At 39.2% G+C, this 22,274-nt stretch carries 17 protein-coding genes; 3 read left to right on the forward strand and 14 right to left on the reverse strand.

The features are described from left to right. The 13 genes from QZL88_RS08525 to QZL88_RS08585 all read right to left on the reverse strand — a co-directional run bounded on the left by QZL88_RS08525 (position 1) and on the right by QZL88_RS08585 (position 16,150). On the reverse strand, positions 1-1,293 hold the full coding sequence (locus QZL88_RS08525) for a TolC family protein (RefSeq protein ID WP_296940093.1): 1,293 nt from the start codon (positions 1,291-1,293) through the stop codon (positions 1-3). Positions 1,294-1,423: 130 nt separating this feature from the next. Further along, positions 1,424-4,069 carry a glycoside hydrolase family 78 protein gene (locus QZL88_RS08530; RefSeq protein ID WP_296940094.1) on the reverse strand — a complete coding sequence of 882 codons (2,646 nt, stop codon included), beginning with the start codon at positions 4,067-4,069 and terminating at the stop codon, positions 1,424-1,426. Between the two features lie 214 nt (positions 4,070-4,283). Further along, entirely contained in the window at positions 4,284-4,973 is a 690-nt protein-coding gene (locus tag QZL88_RS08535; RefSeq protein WP_296940096.1) for a phosphoribosyltransferase family protein, read from the reverse strand. Beyond that, positions 4,954-5,439, reverse strand: a complete 486-nt coding sequence (locus tag QZL88_RS08540) for a regulatory protein RecX (protein WP_296940098.1) — start codon at positions 5,437-5,439, stop codon at positions 4,954-4,956. Before QZL88_RS08540 ends, QZL88_RS08535 begins: the two co-directional genes overlap by 20 nt. 5 nt (positions 5,440-5,444) lie before the next feature. Then, on the reverse strand, positions 5,445-6,296 hold the full coding sequence (gene prmC / locus QZL88_RS08545; RefSeq protein ID WP_296940100.1) for a peptide chain release factor N(5)-glutamine methyltransferase: 852 nt from the start codon (positions 6,294-6,296) through the stop codon (positions 5,445-5,447). Further along, the gene (gene hflX, locus QZL88_RS08550) at positions 6,277-7,503 is read right to left on the reverse strand and encodes a GTPase HflX (protein WP_296940102.1); all 1,227 of its coding nucleotides are present in this window, start codon (positions 7,501-7,503) and stop codon (positions 6,277-6,279) included. The genes prmC and hflX overlap by 20 nt, the downstream gene beginning before the upstream one ends. Positions 7,504-7,526: 23 nt before the next feature. Continuing rightward, positions 7,527-9,554 carry a glycoside hydrolase domain-containing protein gene (locus tag QZL88_RS08555; protein ID WP_296940103.1) on the reverse strand — a complete coding sequence of 676 codons (2,028 nt, stop codon included), beginning with the start codon at positions 9,552-9,554 and terminating at the stop codon, positions 7,527-7,529. A gap of 183 nt (positions 9,555-9,737) precedes the next feature. After that, positions 9,738-10,097, reverse strand: a complete 360-nt coding sequence (gene rplS / locus QZL88_RS08560; protein ID WP_296940105.1) for a 50S ribosomal protein L19 — start codon at positions 10,095-10,097, stop codon at positions 9,738-9,740. A 242-nt stretch (positions 10,098-10,339) separates the two neighbouring features. Beyond that, complete coding sequence (locus QZL88_RS08565; RefSeq protein WP_296940107.1) at positions 10,340-10,585, reverse strand: winged helix-turn-helix domain-containing protein; 246 nt, start codon at positions 10,583-10,585, stop codon at positions 10,340-10,342. Between the two features lie 275 nt (positions 10,586-10,860). After that, positions 10,861-11,577, reverse strand: coding sequence for a hypothetical protein (locus tag QZL88_RS08570; protein ID WP_296940110.1), 717 nt, complete (start codon positions 11,575-11,577; stop codon positions 10,861-10,863). Positions 11,578-11,582: 5 nt separating this feature from the next. Continuing rightward, entirely contained in the window at positions 11,583-12,296 is a 714-nt protein-coding gene (locus tag QZL88_RS08575; protein ID WP_296940112.1) for a M15 family metallopeptidase, read from the reverse strand. Then, positions 12,250-13,104, reverse strand: coding sequence for a hypothetical protein (locus QZL88_RS08580; RefSeq protein WP_296940114.1), 855 nt, complete (start codon positions 13,102-13,104; stop codon positions 12,250-12,252). Before QZL88_RS08580 ends, QZL88_RS08575 begins: the two co-directional genes overlap by 47 nt. After that, the gene (locus tag QZL88_RS08585) at positions 13,076-16,150 is read right to left on the reverse strand and encodes a glycoside hydrolase family 3 N-terminal domain-containing protein (protein WP_296940116.1); all 3,075 of its coding nucleotides are present in this window, start codon (positions 16,148-16,150) and stop codon (positions 13,076-13,078) included. The genes QZL88_RS08580 and QZL88_RS08585 overlap by 29 nt, the downstream gene beginning before the upstream one ends. A gap of 761 nt (positions 16,151-16,911) precedes the next feature. Between QZL88_RS08585 and hisS the strand changes: the two genes are divergently transcribed. The 3 genes from hisS (at position 16,912) to QZL88_RS08600 (ending at position 20,857) form a co-directional block, all read left to right on the forward strand. Continuing rightward, positions 16,912-18,276 carry a histidine--tRNA ligase gene (gene hisS / locus QZL88_RS08590; protein ID WP_296940118.1) on the forward strand — a complete coding sequence of 455 codons (1,365 nt, stop codon included), beginning with the start codon at positions 16,912-16,914 and terminating at the stop codon, positions 18,274-18,276. Positions 18,277-18,587: 311 nt separating this feature from the next. Then, entirely contained in the window at positions 18,588-19,451 is an 864-nt protein-coding gene (locus QZL88_RS08595; RefSeq protein WP_296940120.1) for a helix-turn-helix transcriptional regulator, read from the forward strand. Between the two features lie 269 nt (positions 19,452-19,720). Continuing rightward, complete coding sequence (locus QZL88_RS08600; protein ID WP_296940122.1) at positions 19,721-20,857, forward strand: fimbrial protein; 1,137 nt, start codon at positions 19,721-19,723, stop codon at positions 20,855-20,857. Between the two features lie 111 nt (positions 20,858-20,968). On the opposite strand, the gene QZL88_RS08605 is transcribed toward QZL88_RS08600, so the two are convergent. Next, on the reverse strand, positions 20,969-22,273 hold the full coding sequence (locus QZL88_RS08605) for an amino acid permease (RefSeq protein ID WP_296940124.1): 1,305 nt from the start codon (positions 22,271-22,273) through the stop codon (positions 20,969-20,971). Position 22,274: the final 1 nt, after the last annotated feature.

Here is a 22,274-nt window from a genome sequence, read left to right on the forward strand (position 1 = left end):
CTATCTTATTTCTGTACCAACGGTATATTGTAGTTCTTCAAACTGCATACTTACTTTTTTCTTAGCAGTAAGTACAGTTTGCTTATTTGCTCTGTATGCATCCATAAAGTCTATATATTCGAGCATACTAATATTTCTGTTCTGTAAGTTCTTTGTGTATGTATCGAGCATATTGTCCAGTTCAGGGAGCAGACTGTCATCGTTTATCTTTTTATAGAAGGCATAAGTATAAACATAGTTGTTGTAGGATGCAGCGACTTCGTGCTGTATAATATTCTGTTGTTGCCGGGCCAGATACAGGCTTTGATCCCTGCTTATCCGCGCTGCCCTGATATTCCCCTGATTACGGTTGAATAAAGGCAAATCTATACTGACACCAAAACCTATAAAATCCTTCCATACCCCACCATACCGGTCATAATTTGCACTGATTGTCAAATCGGGTACTCTTAATGATTTTTCGTAGGCAAGTGATTTTTCGTGATATTGTGTTTGCAGATTATGCAATTTCATATCGGGGCGCGATTCTTCAGCTAATTCCATTAAGCGGGCTAATAAAATAGAATCGGGACTTTTTTGAGTATTAGAATTCTCTTCCACCTCAAGATTTGTAAACGGATCTACATTCAATAATACTTTAAGCGTTTTTTGCTGTTCGTTCAGATCAGACCGCAATTCGTTTATTTCATTCTCCAGTTCAAGGAAGGAAGACTGTAGCCGTAGCAATTCGTTTTTGGCAATATTCCCTTGGGACACCTGCTTCTTATGCGATTCGATAAGCCGCGATAATGATTCCCGCTGATTTGTCAATATAGCCAGGTACGCTTGCGAATATTGTATTTCGTAAACAGACTTGCGCAGTTCGACTTTAAGTCCCCGCAATACCTCTTCAAATTCCTGCAATGCTATCTCCTTCGAAACCTTTTCTCTATTAACGAGTTTTCCTCTTTTATTTGCCGTTTGAATCAATTGGCTGAGTTCGATACTGAATTCCGTATTCTTTGCAAAGGAACCGAACAACGGGGGGATAACTTCACTTTCTCCATCCCGTTGCGACCGGGTAGACCATAAGTTTACGTCACTGATAGATAAATTGGGATTGTCCCACAATTTAGCCTGTGCTATAGCGGCATCGGCAATATCGACATCGAAACGGGTTGCAATCAGTTGGAGATTGTTGGACAGGAATAATGACTCAACTTCCCCGGCAGTCAATTTTATTGATTTCTCCTCTTGGGCAAAAAGGCTTAATCCACTGAAAATAAGCAGCAATAAATATAAATATTTTTTCATTAGGTGAAACTGATATTCTTTGCTGCAAAGATATACCTCAAAGATTAGACGCATCTTTGAGGTATATTAGATATAGGTTACAGGTACATTAGAAATGGATTAGAAAGTTTTTATACCATATTTCAATTACTTATTTTACTATCTCCAGATTTAAAGAATGTTTCCCTGCGTCAAGTTTAATAATACGTTCACCTTTTACATTATCCGGCAAATAAAGAGTCGCATTGCTATTTGCAGGAATCTCTATATTACAGATTATATTTTTTTTCTTTCGCTCCCATCTGGAAACAATCTGTCCATAAGGGGAATTATGCTTCGCTTCAAAGTGGTCCAGTCCGCTTACAAAATTAGGGCGCAGGATGATATGTTTAAATCCGGGCTGTTTCGAATCAGGAAATATCCCTCCCAGCCCTTTATAAAACCAGCCTCCTATTTCCCCAAACATCATGTGATTATCGGATATATCCCGTTCGGCTTTCAAATCCCAGTTTTCGAGTAAAGTCGTAGCACCGTTTACAATCCACCAACCCCACGAAGGGTAAGTATCCTGCGCTGCTACTTTATATGCGGTTTCGGCATGGCCATTCTCACTTAAAGCATTCAGTATAGCTTTTGCACCTAATACTCCTACATCCAGATGAAAGCCTGCTTCCTCCACTTTTTTAGCGAGATTGTCAGCCACCTTCACTATCATATCATCCGGAACAACCCGCCACTGCAATGGCACACTCTGCTCCGTCTGAGTTCCAGTGGCATAGATACCTGTTTCGCGGTTCAGGTATTTAGTATTGATGGCATCTTTTATTTTTCCGGCCAACGCAGAGTAGTATTTATAGTCTTCCTGCTTATTGAATAACCTGGCGGCATCGGCCAGTATTTTAGTATCTACATAGTAATATATTGAGGATGTCAGTTCCTTAGATGAGCGGGACTTAACAGGTACCCAGTCTCCCCTTCCCCACGATGTAAGGCCTTCAGGACTCGTACGTTCTATATAGTCCACATACCGTTTTATATTTTCATAACAGTCGGATAACAGCTTACTGTCTCCATAAAACAAATAAATATTCCATGGAATTATGGCAATCGTGCTCGTCCAATCGGTCCCATTATCGGTTCCGTATCCCCATCCACCAGTAGGAATAATATCCGGCAGCACGCCATTCGGTTGCTGCTCGTCGCGATGATCAGCCAGCCATTTTTCGTAAACGGTAATACCATCATAATTATACAGAGCCGTTTCGATAGCAAAATGCCCGTCACCTGTCCATCCGTTTTTCTCCCGTTGAGGGCAGTCGGTAGGGTATCCCATCAGATTTGATAGATACGCATTGTTTGTTGCCCACCACAGCTTGTTCACAAGGTTGTTCGATGTCTTTATCTCTCCCGACTGTGGGACATCGCTATGCATAAAATAAGCAGTAAGGCTCTGTTTATTGAGTTCTATAGGTTCATTACTTGTAACTTCCACATACCGAAACCCTTTGTAATTGAACCTTGCCATGAATTCATCCTCTCCTTTTCCACTCAAAATGAGAATATCCGTCTGGAAAGGATCAGAATCATCCACCGGACGGTGATAGACATCTATATTCGACATGTCCACCCGCCCGTTTTCATATAAGCGTTCCCCGTGCTTCAATCTTACTATCGTCCCCTCTTCTCCCGATATTTTTATCCGGGTAACACCTGACATATTCCGGGCAAAGTCGAATACATAAACGGAATCGTTTATCCGGTTTAAACTTTGAGCAGGAATCGTTTCTACATTCCTGATCGGCTCTACCTGCTGTGATACTATATTCTGAGACGGGACGCCTCTATAACCTACACCATGCCATTTGGAGTCATCAAAGCCTATAGTATTCCAACCCTTTTGTTCCAAACGGGCATCATAATGCTCGGCTGTATAGATACTATTAAAAATAAGGGCACCCGACGAAGTTTTCCAATCCCTTTCTGATGGGATGGTTTCAACAGTACCGTCTTCGTACGTTATGCGCAGATCCATACAAAATGCAGGCCTGTTACGCCACGGAGCCCGGTGAAAATCCCATACGCCCATCGACTGATGATTGTACCATCCGTTACCAAGCAATACACCGATCGCATTTTTTCCGCTCTGTAGTTGGCTGGTTACATCGTAGGTAACATAAAAATTTCGCCTGTCGAAACGGGTATATAGAGGATCTAACCGATGATTGCCTATTTTTTCTCCATTGATATATAATTCGTACAATCCGGCTACAGCAATATAGGCCCGGGCAGATTTTATTCTCTTTTTGGCTTCAAATACTTTACGGAAATAAGGGACAGGTTTATAATTAATATCTTTGCCATCACCAATCCATGCTCCCTGCCAGTTAGAAATATTCATCATACCGGTTTCGAAGTAGCTAACAGCAGAAGAGGCTTGCACTTCATCTTTATCCCATATATTGACTTTCCAATAATAGCGCGTAAAAGGTTTTAGTTCTTTTCCCGCATAGGTCAACAATATATTATCTGAAGCCACCCTTTCAGAATTCCAGCTATCACCCGATCCGTTTGCAACAGTCGCAGAATCGGTCCCTACTATGATTTGATAGGCAGTCTGTACAGCGCCAGGACGTTCATCGTTTATCATCCAAGATAAGCGTGGCGCTTGGGTATCGATGCCTATCGGATTAATTAAATGTTCACATTTAAGATTTTCAGGTTTGGAACTATCCTCTTTCTGAGCATAAAGAGCCGGTAATGAGAACAACAAAGAGAATACAAATAAAAGCGTTTTCATGCTTATTAATTTTATCGTTTAGGTTACATTTTTGATTTTCTATTTTGTATCAGTCAATATAATAATGTTCAGGCCAATACATTATTCTCTTAAAGATAAGAGAAAAATTACTTTTAATTAGGTATATGTTAATTTTTTTTGAGATTAAACCTTTCCTGTCACATTAAAGTACCAATATGGCAGAAATACATTCCAACTACATGGATGAGAACATTCAACCGGCTGTTCCCACAGTATAAATACTGATCCTGCAATCTTTGCATTTCAGTATTTCTCTCGCACACGATTCGAGGGTAGAACCTGTGGTAATTACATCATCGACCAGCAAAATATGTTTTCCCTCAAAATTATCAGTATCAGACAAACTGAAGATATCTTCTACATTCTTCCATCTGTCGAAGCGGGCATTCTTTGTCTGAGACTTATTATTTACTTTCCGTATAAGTGTTTTGTCATCTATGGGGATACCTGTTATATCCGATATGCCTTTACAAATCTCCAGAGACTGATTGTATCCTCTTTCTTTCTGGCGTTTAGGATGCAGGGGAACGGGAACCAGATAGTCTATATCTGCAATGAAAGTACTGTCTTTGATATTCTCTCCGCACAACGCTCCTATAAAACGCCCTATTTCCGGATTACGTTTATATTTCAGTTCGTGAATTATACTTTGAATGCTTCCTCCTTTGACAAAGTAAGCGAACGCCGCTATTTGCCGGAATGGCATCCGTCCCGCAAAGAATTGCTCAAGACGGTTATCAGGCTGTAAATGAAAATTTGTTTTGGGCAATAATAGTAAACAATCGGTACAGATATGCTCTTCGCCTTCGCTTAATCTTTGATTACAGACTACACAAAGGTCAGGGAAAAAGAGATTAAGGAAATCACGAAATAAATTCCTCATAATCACCTCCGAGCAATTTATTCACACATCTGATTGCCAAATCCATAGAGAATCCACGTCCAAGAGCAAAACGGATTAGTTTTGTCTTTCGTTCATATTCTGTCTTTGCTTTTATCAATTTAGCTTTTATAGCCAGGATATGCATCAGCTGTTTCTCGAATTCATCGCCGGACAGGTCTTCCAGTATCGGATTGTAAACCGATTCGGGGATATTCCGTTTTCTTAGTTCATAAACGATTTTCGTCTTTCCCCATTTATTGAATTTCAACTTATCATTAATAAAACTCCCTGCAAAACGGGTATCATCAAGATAGCGTTCCTTCTTCAGGCGGTCAAGTATCCGTTTAACGGCTTCGTCCGGTAATTCCCATGCCACAAGCTTCTTACGCACATCGAGCTCGCATCGTTCTGCTTTGGAACAATAAGCTGCTACACGATTGAGGGCTTGAGGTTCGGAAAGTTTCATTCGGTTTATTGTTTTAGTTTAGCTCTTATCATCCGGTCTTTCTTACTTAAATCCTGAGACAAAGCAACGTCTGTAAAGCCCTTTGTTTCAAGTATTTTTACAGTCTCTGCACCTTTTGCCTGATTAATCTCAAAATAAAGCCTTCCGGCCGGAGTTAATAAATTCAGCGCTATATCTGCTATCCGCTTATAGAACAGGAGCGCATTATTGTCGGGTACAAAGAGAGCCGTATGAGGTTCATATTCCAGTACATTCTGTTCCATTTGCTCCTTTTCACTTTCCAACACGTATGGCGGATTGCTGACAATAATATCATACTTCTTATCGGTGGGATAATCTCCCAGCACATCTACCCTGCCAAACGAAATATCTGTTGAGTTTGCTTTTGAATTAAGTACAGCCACATCCAATGCTTTATACGAAATATCCCATGCCGAAACCAAAGCCCTGTCCATATTTTTCGCCAAGGCAACGGCAATAGCTCCACTACCTGTACCGATATCCAACAGGCTCAACCCTGATTTTTTATTTTCAGAGAGAATAAGCTCTACAAGCTCCTCTGTTTCAGGACGGGGAATAAGTACATTCCGATTAACAAAAAACGGTAACCCATAGAATTCCGTTTCTTCTATAATATATTGTATCGGTTCATATTGCTTCAGACGGTTCAGGATAACATCTATCTGGTCGTGTAATTCAGGTGTAAAAACAGGCGGATCGACACATACTTGCAGATAAGGCTTCTTTGTAATATACTCTATTATAATACGCGTAAATCCCGAAATTTCACTTTCGGGATAATACGCTTCCAATGATTCTTTTATGTGCGAAACTACCTTACGCATCGTTAGCTTCATCGTCATACTTCTGAAAAAGAAAATCATTATACGGATAGCGCTCTATATGAATAGCTTTTACCCGTTCGTAAACTTTCTTTTTCAATTCATCAATATTGATCTTTTGTTTTGCCGAGATAAAGATGCAATCATCGTGCAACTTGTGCATCCACGATTTCTCCAGTTCCTCCAGAGATATATTCTCTTTTGTGGCAGGCGTCAGATCATCCTCATCTTTTGGCGTGTAGGTAAAAGCATCTACCTTATTAAATACCAGAATAGTAGGTTTCTCTTCCTTGTCTATCTCCAAAAGCGTTTTATTCACCACCTCAATCTGTTCTTCAAAGTTTGGATGGGAAATATCCACTACATGAACCAGCAAATCCGCTTCACGAACCTCGTCCAGTGTAGATTTGAAAGATTCTACCAAGTGAGTCGGCAACTTACGGATAAATCCTACCGTATCCGATAACAGAAACGGAAGATTGTCAATAATCACTTTGCGCACTGTTGTATCCAATGTGGCGAAGAGTTTATTCTCTGCAAAAACTTCAGACTTACTCAACAGGTTCATCAAGGTAGATTTACCCACATTGGTATATCCCACAAGGGCAACGCGCACCATTTTTCCTCTGTTCTTGCGCTGAGACGCCATCTGTTTGTCTATATTCTTCAACTCTTCTTTTAGCAAAGCGATCTTGTTGAGAATAATACGGCGGTCGGTTTCCAGCTGGGTTTCCCCTACCCCACGCATCATCACACCCCCGCCTCGCTGACGGTCGAGATGAGTCCACATACGGGTAAGCCGGGGCAACAGGTATTGATATTGTGCCAGTTCTACCTGAGTCTTTGCATAAGCAGTCTGCGCACGCATGGCAAAAATATCCAGGATAAGACTGGTACGGTCCAGTATCTTCACCTGTAACTCCTTTTCTATATTACGAATCTGCTTTGGAGACAGTTCATCGTCGAAGATTACGAGGTCTATTTCGTTGTCTTCCATATACTGCTTTATCTCTTGCAGCTTTCCGGTTCCCACAAACGTGACAGGATTGGAATGTTCCAGTTTCTGAGTAAAGCTTTTCACAGGTATGATGCCTGCCGTCTCAGCAAGGAATGCAAGCTCGTCCAGGTATTCGTTTACCTGTTCTTCGGTCTGGTATTGTGTAATAAGGCCAACAAGAACGGCCTCTTTATTTTTTGATTCTGATATGATAAAATCTCTCATATAAATTTCTTCTGTATTAATTTTTAATACTCCAGTTCCAGAGTACCGCCTTTGACAATGTCATTGTGGCTGATTCTGAGATCCGGTATAATATTCCCGTTAAATGTCGCTTGTCTGATTATATCCGCAGGCGATTTACGATTCTTTACTCTGATGTTCAATTTTTTACCATTATCCAGATGGATAACTACCGAGTCATAGAACGGTGATGTGATTTCGTACCAGGGCTCCCCTATTACGAGAGGGAAAAGACCAATAGATGAAAATACATACCATGCACTCATTGTTCCATCATCTTCATCCATCTCGGGCATAAACCCTTTAGGTTCAACCTTAAACGGCTTGCCATAATATGGAACGGGATATTCGGCATTTCCCCCATAAAGATGGTTCAGGTCTTCTTTTATTATCCGTCGGACAGCTTTCTGAGACTTTGCATATTGCCCTAATCTATTGAAGATATAAGGAGTATGTATCCCGACTTCATTACCCTGATTGAATAGGTTATTAGCAAAGAAATAATCGAGCTGTCCTTCTAGTTTTTCTTTGCCTCCTACACTCTCTATCATTTCATCCAGATACTGTGGCAGTGCCCAGCGGTATTGCCAGCGTGTTCCCTGATATAGACCGCTATTGCGCATTTTCATATAAGAATCGTCAATGTCTTTAAATTCCTTATTCCATGTCTGTATAAATGTATTTTTTGCTTTTTCGTTATAATATTCTGCATCATCAGTCCTCCCCAATATTTCGGCTATCTGTGCCATTGCCCACCAGTCAATACAACTTTCGAGGGTTTGATCGGGACGATTGGCCGGAAGATTATCCATTTCCTTTTTTATGCCGCTATATGCTTCTTCCAAATGAATATTGGGTACACCTTTCTTGTAAGCATCCAATAAGACTGCGATTGTATGCTCGGTACGTACAGTCGGCGTTGATTCAAATTTCGTCGCCCAATCCTTTTTTCCATAAACATAGAGCTTACATAAAGAGTTTGCAATATCATGCATCGACTTCGCATCCAGCAATGTTATTAAGGGAAATTTTGTACGGTATGTATCCCACATAGACCACGAACTGTAATACGTAAAATCTTCTTTCGGGTATATATTGCCATCGGTACCTAAGAATTTATTATCCCACGAAGTAGTGTTAGCCGGGCTAAGGAATGTCCGGTAAATAGAAGTATAGAACAAGGTCTTATCCTCAGTACTCCCACCCTTCACACCCACTCGCGACAAGATATCTTCCCATTTATCGGCAGCCTGTTTCTTTGCTTTATCAAAAGTGAGCTTACCTGCTATGACATTTTCTTCTTTTGCAGTGGTAATATCTATCGGCGATATGGCAATTCGCAGTTCTACAGGTTTGCCGTCTGTGTTCTTGAATAGTAATTCAGTATCATATTCACTTTCTGAGATTAAGCTAAATGCCTTGTTAGTGGTTAAATAAAAATAGAGTTTAAACGCACCATGATCGCATGTGTTTCCGGCATGAATATAGCCTTCTATCTCGGTATCAGAAACAACCTCATATTTCGCATCCAATACCTTGGTAAAAGAAGCTCCGACATTCAATGTCAGATTTGCCTCTTTGTCTGATGGATAATAAAACCGTTCGAAAGCTATATTGTTAGTTGCTGTGAATTCAGTTTTCACCCCATTATCCAAGACCACGGAATAGTAACCGGGTCTAGCAGTTTCTGTCTCCTTATTTATATTCAATCTTTCTTTTTTCAGGGCGGGCCGTACACTTAAGTTTCCACCCGCTCCACTACATCCTATTCCTGAAATACGATTGATAGAGAACCCTGATATTTTAGTTACATCATAATCATAACCGACATGCGTCCTCGGGTCGGAATCGGGGCAGATACGCACCATACCGTAAGGAACGCACGCGGCAGGATCAACCTGACCATTATCCCCTGCTGTTCCGATAAAAAGGTTTACATATTCACTTTTCTTTTGAGCAAGAGTGAAATTGATATTGGCAACAGATATTACCGACAGAATTACAATCAAATAATAAATCTTTCTTATTTTCATAAATCAATGCCTATGGAAATGGAATATAAAAGGTTAAAGATAAAAATATTTTAAGACAAGTACGGAATCGGGATCAGGATAGTAACCATAATTAATTCCGATTGTATTACCGGAATAAAAAAAGAGCCTGTTTGTAGACAGACTCTCCTATATCTTTTTCCGCGCAACCGACAGAATAAAAAATTAAGCTTGCTTTGCAACTCTTTTTTCTTTGATTCTGGCTTTTTTACCTGTAAGACCACGTAGGTAATACAATTTAGCACGACGAACTTTACCAATTTTATTTACAGTGATGCTGTCAATAAATGGAGATTCGAGAGGGAAAATTCTTTCTACACCAACGTTATCAGACATCTTGCGAACTGTGAAACGTTTTTTCTCACCATGTCCTGCAATTTTGATAACTACCCCGCGATACTGCTGAACACGTTCTTTGTTACCCTCTTTAATACGGTAGGCAACGGTCACTGTATCCCCGCTTTTAAATTTAGGATGCTCTTTTCCTGTAGCAAATGCTTCTTCAGCAACTTTAATTAAATCCATGATTATATGATGGTTTTCTTGTTAATATACGCAATATACACGAGCCTCTCCCGTCAGAGATTACGCAAAGCGGATGCAAAGATAAATATATTTTGCAAATATGCAAAGGTCTTACTTCCTTTATTTTAGTATTAAAGAATGAAAATATATCCTCACAGTGTATCAAATTCAGTCTAATAAATGGTCGGATTTAGAATTTTATGAAGAATAAAATCGTATCTATTATTCCCTAACGTTCGTACCTATCCCCTATTGTAAAGGTTATCAATGACAGATTCGGCTACAGGGTTATTTATTTCTACACATAATAATCCGTTCCTGTCCAGAAGACGAACCTTATTTTCCCTCAGCAACCAGCCCAATGCCAAAAATATTATCCTATCCTTATCATGAGTAAAATCACCAATTTCCCGGATCGACATTTTCCCTTTTTCTAATAGCAATAAGAAGATATTGCCGGCTTTCATTCCAATATCATTTTTTGTCATGGCATTTATATATTTAAAGGATTAAACATTCGCAATATATCACACAGGTTATCACAACCTTATACCAAGCAGAAGTTTTTCAAAAGATCGAATTATTTGATTGAGCGGAGATATGGTTATATAAAAGACTGGATTAGGGGCATCTGCTATTTAAAAAGGTTTTCTCAAAACTCAATTATCCATTTGTCTCTTTATAAATTTAAACACCTAAATGAGAAGTAATGTTCACATTTAGGTGTAAAAAAGACGCAATATCTAAATAGTTCCTATTTTTCCTATTTGGTGGAAGGATCAAATATGTATACATTAGCAACACCTCTCGGCGATACTTGCCACATGGCTTGATAATAATTATTTGCACTTCCATTATTTGCAACGATATATACAATATCTTTCGGCTCATTGTAATATACCACCATATTATCAATTTCAGGCTCAAACAGGTGCTCATAAACTTTTTTAGGGAAGATAATATTTTTTCCTTTTATTGTTACCGATATAGACTGGTAACGTAATTTAGGAGCAGCCCATCTTGAAGTCCCTTTAGCTGACTTACCGTTTACTGTATAACCGCCATTATTGCCAAGCTTAACAGAAGTATCTTTTGAGGTTACGTTCGCTACAGCAATATGAACCCTTACGTTATCGTTCTTAAAAGAAATTGTTCCATGAGACGACAGCCTTTCCACCTCTACAATGTCATAATCATCTACACGCATCAGTTTAGTTCCCTGTATATAGCCACTCTTTGTATCCCTCGATGGGAGGTAATAATCTACATATCTCCATGGATCGGTTTCAGGTGTAGGAGGAAACATGTAAAAAACAGAATCATTAGGTACAATTGTTGTATTATTCAGGTCTCCCAAACGAGGGCTGAAATCAATCCTCCCCCTGATCGTATCCTGAGCTACAACAAATTGTGCAGATGCATTATATGCAAAAGCACTCAAGAAAAATAACATGAGTAAAATTGTGTAAGTTTTTTTCATAACCGCTATTCTATTATGTTGTACAATTGTTTAGCTTCGGTCAGCGATACAGCATTAAAATGCCACCACTCGCCCCTTATAGTCAGAAAACCCGCTTGTGTCATTACCTTACGCAGCAACTTTCTGTTTTCTACCTGTTGCCTGGTTAATACCCCCTGTTCTATCAACTCCGTCTCTTTGTTTATTCCGGCAGCACGCCCAAAAAAGTCGAAAGGAGTTCCCATATCCAGCGGTTTACCATTTTTGTCGCAGATAGTCAGGTCTACAGCCATTCCGTAGTTATGCAATCCTGTGCGGGTGGGATTCGCCACATAAGCAGCATACTTCGTATTTTGTACTACCTTGTACATTTTCTTCTGTACGCTCAATGGGCGGACGGCATCATAAACCAATAGGCTTAAACCGGGATGAAGCGCCTTCAGGTACTTCTGCGCTTTAACCAATTTGGCTGCCGCAACGGGATGCATATACACATTAAACAAGGTATCGTAAAGAATTGTTTTTGTAAAGTTATCTGTTGTCGCATACTTCAGGTCCGCACGGATTGAAGTATCCAACGTGTGAATATTTACAAGTTCTTTTGTCTGTAAATATCTTTCGAGAACGGAAACACTCCTTTGCCCTTGTACGGAAAGCCATAACGGGCAAAGAAATAAAAGGAGATATATTATCCTATTCGTCATCCTCCTCTTCATCCTCGTCGAAATCAAATTCCTCATATTCCCGGCTTAGCACCTCATCTATAACCGCACATACTTTCTCAAACTCAGATGTATCTTTCAGTCTGTCGATAGAGGCATACGCCTCCCGTAAAGCCCGTAACATAACAGTATCATCTTCATTCGCTCCCATTTCGGGACTTTCTACAAACCAATGTAATTCGCCTTTAAGATTCTCCTTCACCAGATTATAGAAACTGAGTGCTGCGTCCCGCTCGCCTACTTTCTCCTTTATTTGCGCCGATTCAATCATGTCATGCCCCAGCACATTTTTGTAGTTGCTCATAATGGCCAGCGTGATTTTGGAACGCATTACGATTACAAAATGCAAGGCATCCGTATCATCTTTCCGGCGATAATAGTAAACAAAACTCATTAATGCTGCCCGCAACGTAGACCCTTCTACCAGAATAGTTTCATCTACCCTTCTCATTGGGTATCCGGTCGACTCTTTCTGAATTTGCTCAACCATAGCGGGTATTACATCAAACATTCTGTCAACCAATACAAGACGGGCTTCTTCGAAGTTCCCGTTTATATCCAAAGCGAAGACCAAGCGTACCAAATCTCTGAAAAGTACATTGTTTCCCTCCTCTATTTTTATAAAGTCATATGTTTCGAATGTCTCACTTTTGCCTGTCGATAATAATTCTCTTATTATCATGTCCAATGTATTATCCTCTTCACGGGGTAAAGTAGCCAATAGATCATCAATCTTATTTTCAATGATTAAGTCCCATATTTCTTTGTCATCGGTTTCGAAAAAAGGTTTTACCTCATCATTCAGCGTCAGTTTGGTCGTCGTCATCAGTGTCAATATTAGTATTAGTATTTATGTTAGTTGATTCTGTCAGCTCAGACAAACTTCCACCTTTCCTTGTAGCCCTATACATTTCCTCCTGTATGCGTTGGCGGATATTCATGTTCATAAGCTGTTTATGTGTACGCTTGTCATTTATTCTGTTAGACAAAAATATGAAAATTAAATCATTATCGGGGTCTATCCAGAAACAAGTTCCTGTGAATCCCGTATGGCCGTATACACTTGCCGGCGCGCTTGCCGATGTAGGACCGGATTTATTGGTTCGCATTTCCGGCTTATCAAAGCCCAATCCCCGGCGCGAAGTCGCACTTTTAGTCTTCGTGAAAAGCTGCCAGGTTTTTTCCGACAAATATTCCTCTCCGCCATATTCCCCTTTATTAAGCCACATCTGATATAATTTAGCCAGATCATTTGCATTGGAAAACAGCCCTGCATTTCCCGAAACACCACCCATAAAAGCAGCTCCCTCATCATGCACATATCCCTGAATTAACTGCTTACGAAGAAAATCATCCTGTTCGGTAGGTACAATACGGCCTTTGTCGAATTTCTTGAGAGGGGTATAAGTCGATGTAACAGATCCCAATTTGCTAAAGAAATTATCCTGTACAAAAGAATTCAAATCTTCCTTCGACACTTTTTCCACCACTTCTTTCAATAACATAAAATTGAGGCAGCTATACAAATAGGTTTTCCTCGGCCTTAACTTAGAACTAGCTATAGCCGCTATAATCGTATCGTTATAGGCCTCATTTATAAACAATCCGTCTGCCAGAGGGACAAAACCTGCTTTTTCTGTTGTGGATACTAAATTAGATTTATATTTATAATCTGTACGCGCCCATGTATTGGAATCGAATAACGCAGAATAAAGGCTCGTGCGGCTCCTGTTAAACAACTTTCCGTCATAGCTCGATTTATCAATGGCATCCATATAGTACGGAATGAAAGATGTAAGACCTGTCTCATGCAACAACGCCTGACGAATGGTTATCTGTGACTTATCCGTCCCCTTCAGCACAGGCACATAGGTGCTGATCGGCGTACTCAGTTTTATCTTCGATTCGTCATACAACTTCATAATAGCGGGCACTGTAGCAGTAGCCTTGGTCATAGATGCCAAATCGTAAATATCATCATTTGTCACTTTACGGTTTCCGTTATATTCGAACGAACCGAACGAACGGTTATATATCACGATGCCGTCTTTGGCTATCAATACCTGACAACCGGGGTAGGCCTCTGCCTTTATTCCTTCCTGTACTATTGTATCTATTTTATTAAACCGTCCGGAAGAGATTCCGGCTGCTTCTGGCATGTCATAACTCAACCTTGTCTTTTTTATATCGATACCTTTCCCTTCTTTAAACAGGCCTTTTACTGTTACAGGTATTTTACCATTTACTCTATTGCCCCCAAATATCGCCTGGGCAGTATAATCCTGTGCCAGATCAGAGTTTTCATAAGCAAGGATAACTCCATCGGCAGCTTTGACAGACGCAGCATAAGAAGACATACGATAGGGAACAATAAAGAATGCCATAATTGTCTCTTTTCCCTGGCCAACAGACTGAATCGCAGCATTCGAATTCCCCCTGTTATTATAAACAGACATGATAAGCGTAGTGAATGATGCTAATTTATCTTTCAGCTTTAATAACTCGTCACCATTGGCTACACTAAAACAAGTTACATCCGCGTATAGCTTCAATGTATTGTGAAAGGTATTATCCGCCCGTTCTCCAATAGAAATAGCGGCAATCTTTCGCTTATCCAGTTCTTTTAGAGGGATGATCTTCTGATCATCTTTCAATAACGTAACAGCACTCTTGTGCAACTCCCTGTTGATCCATTCGCCATGGGATGTATTCAGATGTTGTAACAGTCCGTTTGTATCTATAGGCTTGATATCTTTCACACCCAGAATATATTTATAGGCCAGAACCTTTTTACACTTGACTGCTATTAATTCCTCACTGAGAATTTTATCTTCCACGGCTTTTTTTACAGACTCATAATCTTTTACAGGGTTCAGCGGCCCTACTAATATATCATTTCCTGCCTGCAATGCCCTTACACAGTAATTTTCTTCGCCGGAAACCCCTTTCATCTGTAGCCCGTCGGTAAATATTAGTCCGGAAAAACCGAGTTCATCCTGAAGCAGGCCGGTAACTATCGATTCCGACAAAGAACTCGGCTGTTTTTTATCGTCCAAAGCCGGAATATTCAGGTGGGCAATCATCATTCCCGAAAGGCCGTTTTGTATATACTCCCTGAACGGCTTAAATTCTACATCTTCCAGTCGATCTTTGTCATGCGCTATCAATGGTAGCACTTTATGAGAATCGGTGGAGGTATCACCATGTCCCGGAAAATGTTTCGCTACAGCCATCACTCCTCCGGCCTCTAATCCTTTAGCGTACATTACTCCCAGCCTGGACACATTATCAGGTTCTTCGCCGAATGAACGATTACCTATAACCGGATTTGCCGGATTACTGTTCACATCCAATGCAGGGGCGAAATTCACATGGATTCCCATCAGTTTACACTGGCGGGCAACTTCCAGCCCGTAATAATAAAGCAGGGAATCGTTTTGTATGGCACCCAGCATCATATTCCGTGGGAAACGGATCGTATTGGATAAGCGCATGGATAACCCCCATTCTCCGTCGAGAGAAATCATAAGGGGAACTTTTGCGCTACCTTGTGCTTGATTGGTCAGTTCCGCCTGATCGACAGGAGTACCTTTCGAAAAGAGGATACCTCCTACATGCTGATCGTTGACCAATGAGAGCATCCTTCTTTTGTTAGCATCTGTATTATCGCCTGCTACGACAGGCATAAACAATTGCCCTATACGTTCTTCCGGCGACATTTGATTATATACCGAGTCGACCCATCTGCTCATCTTTACAGAGTCCGCTGTTTTGTAGAGTGTCGGGGTCTTTTTTTTATTTTCGGTGACTGGTCCGAATGAGCAAAAAACTGTAAATGATACAGCCAGTGCTGTTATATATCTGATATTCATTCTATTTATTGTCTAAGGATATTGTGCAGTTGTCTGCTACCTATATACAAAAATATAACGAATATGTTTTATGGAAAGATTTAACCCCATTAATTAAACATAGATTAACAAGTAGAATATTACCCGGCAACGATTGACAAAGAAAAATTCTAAATCCACATTCAACAGAAAAAAAGTAACAAAGGTTACACATGTATCAGTGAACAGTCAGCAGTTAATAATGTTGCGCTTGGTTATACTGAAGTGAGATTCATAACTCATTATCTTATTTATATTTATTAACTATATTTCGTTAAAACCTGACACATCTGACAGTTTTCCCACTGTCTTTACCTTATTTATTTCACATTAATTAACCATGTCTGATTAAAAAGTAACAAAGGTAACAGGTTTTGCATTCTTCTGTAGGGGCGAATTGAAAATCGGCGGAGCCAAATATTTTCCGCCCGCAGACCTTTTTCTATTTCGGGCGGAAAATATTCCGTCCCTACAGCTTTTCCAAAAGGTAACAACCGACAGTCACAGGAGCGTAGCGTATGTAAAGGTTACACTATTTCACTCATTTGCTAATATGCTAATTTACAAATTTGCTAATTAATTATTTCAAAGAACTATCAGTTGACAGCGAATGGCTAACAGCTTACTATATAGATAAACTTCTTCCAAAAAAACAAAATCCCGTTTATCCTGATGCATGACTGATTACTAAAAAAATCCTATCTTTGCAGCTTAATAATATAATGCATATCAACAGTAAAACTATGTCACAACCTTCTATCCCGAAAGGAACAAGAGATTTTTCGCCGGAAGAAATGGCGAAACGCAACTATATTTTTAATACTATCCGCGAAGTGTTTAAACTGTATGGTTTCCGTCAGATAGAAACTCCTGCCATGGAGAACCTGTCTACATTGCTAGGTAAATATGGGGAAGAAGGCGACAAACTACTGTTTAAGATCCTCAACTCAGGCGATTTCCTGAAAGATATTTCTGATGAAGAACTGTCGGAAAGAAATGTAAACCGTCTTGCAACCAAGCTGAGCGAGAAAGGGCTTCGTTACGATCTCACAGTGCCCTTTGCCCGCTATGTGGTTATGCACAGAAACGAGATAACTTTTCCTTTCAGACGTTACCAGATACAACCTGTATGGCGTGCCGACCGGCCCCAAAAAGGACGTTATCGCGAGTTTTTCCAGTGCGATGCCGATATTATCGGTTCAGATTCGCTTATCAATGAAGTGGAACTGATACAGATCATAGATGAAGTATTCAACCGCTTTGGTATCAGGGTATGCATAAAGTTGAACAACCGCAAAATACTATCGGGCATAGCCGAAATTATAGGTGAGTCGGATAAAATTACAGACATTACGGTTGCCATAGATAAACTGGACAAAATCGGGCTGGAAAAGGTAAATGAAGAACTGGCTTCGAAAGGCATTCCTCTGAAAGCCATTGAACAGCTTCAGCCGATTATCTTGCTACAGGGTAGTAATGAAGAAAAACTGGACACACTAAAAACAGTACTTAAAGACTCTGATACAGGAATAAAGGGTGTTGAAGAGCTAGGCTTTATTCTAGACAGGCTAAAAATTATAGGCATCCGTTCCGAACTGGACTTGGATTTAACCCTTGCCCGCGGATTAAACTATTATACAGGAGCGATTATTGAAGTAAAAGCACTGGATGTACAAATGGGAAGCATAACAGGCGGAGGGCGTTACGATAATCTGACCGGAATATTCGGATTACCCGGTGTATCCGGTGTAGGCTTCTCTTTCGGAGCAGATCGTATCTTCGATGTATTGAACCAATTGGATTTGTATCCGAAAGATTCGATTCAGAATACGCAGGTACTGTTTGTTAACTTCGGAGAAAAGGAGGAAACATATATATTACCTATAATCACCAAAATGCGTCAGGCAAATATATCCACCGAAATTTATCCGGAACAGTCAAAAATGAAAAAACAAATGTCATATGCCGATTCCAATAAGATTCCTTATGTTGCCATTATTGGGGAAAACGAAATGAACGAAGGTAAAATAATGCTCAAAAATATGGCGACCGGAGAGCAAAATTTATTGAGCCTAGAGGAATGTATATTAAGTATATCCCGGATATAAGGAAAAGCTGACAATAAAATTATACGATTTAGATAGTCATCCGTATTCTTAAATTAAGAATGCGGATGATTTTGTTTATCCAAGTATACATCTTTTACCAAGATAAAAAATTCAGTATCAAAACAAAGGGATAAAGGATAACAGGCATCCTAGGACAAAACTCCCCAAAAGATTATATATCACTGACAACCAACAATCTGCCAATCTATGACATCACAAATAATATAAAAATTGCCTGAGATCACTTCCCTTAGTCAGAACATTCCATATTTATCGATTGTTAAAGAGATAAATACGTTCAAATTACATATATGACTATACCAACTCCTAATATAGAAAAAGCCTTGACCGAATATGAGAATTCTCAACAGAACTATATTTTACCTTTAGAAAAAGATGATTCATTTAAGGTACATTATATAGATAATGACAAAGAATTTACAATAGGTATACCTGGCGAAAACAGCATCATCTTTGTGATGAAAGGCAAAATACTCGTTCAGAAAGACATTTCTGAGCATAAGTTATTCGATGATAATAGTATGTTTTTTATATCTAAGGTATTCGGTCCATATAAAAGTATTACTAAAGAAAGTACCATATATATAGAATTAAAGTCTGATAACCTTCTCCCGTTTATCGATCAGGTTTTGCTGAATCAGATCGTGTCACTATACGCCCCAGACCCGATAGAGCTCAATAAATTACTCATAAAAAAAACTTTACGCTATTTCTTGTCGGGAATTATCTATTACAGACGAAATAAGATATTTTCAAAATATGTATATGACATCAAGAAAAAAGAGTTTGTCTTCCTGATGCGTACATTATATGACAAACAGACTCTTGCGGCTTTCTTCTCCCCGGTACTACTTAGCCAAAATCATTTCAGGATAGGTGTGCTAACTAATTACACACATAACAGTACGGTGAAAAGCCTGGCTAAGAACTGCTTTATGACCACCAAAACCTTTACGAGAAAATTTAAGTCTGAATTCGGGACTACTCCTCATAAATGGATTGTGCTTCAGAAAGTGAAAGGACTGGAATATTACCTGGCCCATCAAACCGTGTCGATAGACAAAGTCCTGTCTGAATTCCATTTCTCCAACATGGCCGAACTTCTCCAGTTCTGCGACAAACACAACCTAAAGACTAAATTATTAAGCAAATAGAGATTTTATCTTTGTCCCTTTTAATAGATATTTTGTCCCTTTTTCTTATTATGGGGCATAAATATTCGCATTACTTTTGTGCCGTAATGTAAATGTAAGCGTATTGATTTTTGCGGACAAACTGTAACCCTCTTTACAAATCATAAAAGAGAATATTTTCCGAATCCGTTTAAAAAGGAACAGAGAAGAACCGGCCATTCATCTCAGGAAATTCATTGTCTCAAAACTCACAAGGAAAATCAAAAAAGTATCTATTAAACCTATTAAAAATGAATTCAAAAAAACTATTTCTATTTGCAATTATTATTGCACTTTTCACTGTGTCATGCGATAAAATAGAAGAAAGCGATGCACCTGTTGTAGTAGCAGGCCAAAAAGCTAGCATAAGTTTACAAATTTCAGGAACATCACAAACTAAGGCCTCAGGCAATCCTACTCAAGAAGATAAAGTACTCAAACTAGATGCATTTGTTTTTAATGCTGACGGTACACTAGAAGCTATAAAAAGCCTTACAAGCCAAAACAACAGTATAACTAAACTGGACAACATCGCTGTAACCAGCGGGGCTAAAAAAGTATTCGTTCTGGCAAACTATGCAGGAGATGTATCAGCAATAAAGACTCTTACTGAGTTGCAAAAAATCACATCGGATCTCAAAAATGAAAAAGAAAACGGACAACTGACAATGTCGACAGATATGATCGAAATCTCTGTTCTTCCGGGCAAGAATTATCTAGGCTACTCTACAAGTCCGTCCGATGGTACTTCTCTGGAGCCTCACACTTTCGTTCTTAGCAGATTAGCAGCAAGAGTAAAAATAGAAGATATGCAATGGCAAAGCTCTGAATATACATTTGAGGAACCAACAGCTTTCATCCTGAATGCAGTGCGAAACTATAATGTTAGCAGTCCTTCATTATCTTCTCTACCTGTTGATTATTACCAGGGATTTTCCGGAAATGGAGATTTGTATCCTTCAACAAGCACAATATTGTCTGGCGCAGAGAACTTCTTAACTTCTCCTGCATCTAACAATAACACATACTTCTATCTTTATGAGAATCAACCTGTGGATGGCAAGATATACCCTACAATGATCGTATTGAGAGCTAGAGTTAAACAAAGCAACAAATACATCAGTAATGTACCTGGACGTGTCGATGCTAACGGCTACACATACTTCCCTGTAATTATAAACTTGGAAGGAACTAACTCTTCTGTATCAGGTGGAGGTTCTAACAGTCACCAATATGTAAAACGAAACAATACATATAACATCAAGACTGTTGTAAAAGGTTTAGGAACAAGTAATCCTTTCAGCTCTGAAGCTCCGTCATCATTGAATGTACAGATTACAGTTGCACCCTGGGCTTTAACTATTTCACAAACCAGAATATTCGAATAAGATCTCTTTTAATATAAGCAAGAGGCTCAATACATCGTTGTATTGAGCCTCTTTTTTATAGCTTAACTCACAATGTTACAGCCTGGTAATATTATTATGAAGGATTCCCGATTATATTTTATTCGAGTATTTTTTAGAATTAAAAAAATAAGTTATCAATCCCAATATAACATTCATCAATCCGGCTAAACTCTCATAAGTATTATTAAGGAAAGCAAATATAATCATCCAGATAGCCACTATTGCAAATATAATTTGGAAAAACGGAAAAAACGGGCTCTTATAACCTTCAATAATCTTTCCCCTATTCCGATATCTTAAAATAAATACTCCCACAATAACCAATAAAGAAGAAAAGGTCAACAAAATGCCACAGTAAATCATTATCTGATTAAATGTTCCGGTAATAATTAATATAGAACTAATAGCGAACTGCAACCATAACGCTTTTACAGGAATTCCTTTTGAGTTATTTTTAAAATACCGCCATAGATGATGTCTTTCTGATATACTTGCTGTAACTCTGGGCCCAACCCATACCATAGCACTAATACCGGAAATAAGCAATAGTGAAATTCCCGTGCTGAACATTTTCGCAAATCCGGGTCCTAGCATATATTCACTGGCAATAGTTCCAATATTCAATTTACCCACTAATTCCGATAAGGGTACATGACTAAGGAAAGTAATCTGTAGTAACGTATATAAGATTGTAACAATCAAAGTTCCTCCAATCAATGCAATAGGTAGAGATCTCTGAGGGTTTTTAAATTCTTCAGTTATATATGCAGCAGCATTCCATCCTGAATAAGAATAAGTAACATATATAAATGAAACAGCAAATGTCGCAGATGTAATTTCATTCACATACGGCGATTCAAAACTAATCGCACTATTAGGTTCGGTTGGGACTATTACTCCTACCAGTATAATAACCAGAATCAGAAATACCTTAAAAAAAGTAGTTATATTCTGAAACTTAGAACTTGAATTTAGATTACGACTATGTATTAATGTTATTATTGCAATGAGAGCAATACAGATTATTTGGGGATACCCGGTTTTGACAGGAAAATATTCAGTAAAAGCTAAAGCGGACAATGCTATGGGAGCAGCAAAACCTACAGTTAACGATATCCACCCGGACAAATATCCTATTACAGGATGATATATGCCGGAAAGAAAAGTATACTCACCTCCCGATTTCTTAAAAAAAGTTCCAACCTCGGCATAACTAAATGCTCCACATAATGCCAATATGCCGCCAAGTATCCATAAGGTAATAATTGAGGCTGTATTTGTTATACTTTCGAGTTGAAACCCGAGACTTGTAAAGGCCCCGGTTCCAATCATATTCGCTACAACTAGCGATATACCAGTGTAAGCACTGATCTTAGTTATCTTCTCTTTGTTCATC

Source organism: uncultured Dysgonomonas sp., from assembly GCF_900079725.1.
Lineage (GTDB): Bacteria > Bacteroidota > Bacteroidia > Bacteroidales > Dysgonomonadaceae > Dysgonomonas.